This window comes from Deinococcus alpinitundrae (genome assembly GCF_009982895.1).
In the GTDB taxonomy this organism is placed as follows: Bacteria; Deinococcota; Deinococci; order Deinococcales; family Deinococcaceae; genus Deinococcus; species Deinococcus alpinitundrae.
In genome coordinates this window covers 1-308 of record NZ_WXZL01000181.1, presented here as the reverse complement: position 1 = coordinate 308, position 308 = coordinate 1, and the positions used below count along the sequence as shown (strand labels likewise).

Sequence of the window (308 nt, the reverse complement as noted above, 5' to 3'; positions counted from 1 at the left end):
AATACAGCGATGGGTAACTTGAAAGATAGCTTGAATGATAAAGACACTACACTTGGCAGTCAAAACTTTGCAGATGCTGATCCAGAGAAGAAAAATGCGTACAATGAAGCGGTTCATAATGCTGAAAATATTTTAAATAAATCTACAGGTACAAACGTGACTAAAGATCAAGTTGAAGCAGCTATGAATCAAGTGAATACTACAAAAGCAGCGCTTAATGGTACTCAAAACCTTGAAAAAGCTAAACAACACGCAAATACAGCAATTGACGGTTTAAGCCATTTAACAAATGCACAAAAAGAGGCATT

Annotated in this window: 1 protein-coding gene; it reads left to right on the top strand. The window is 35.7% G+C overall.

Translation table 11 applies throughout. The features are described from left to right. Positions 1–308 (top strand): GA module-containing protein (locus tag GUI70_RS25535; protein WP_161884551.1); only part of this gene is annotated, 308 nt, incomplete at both ends.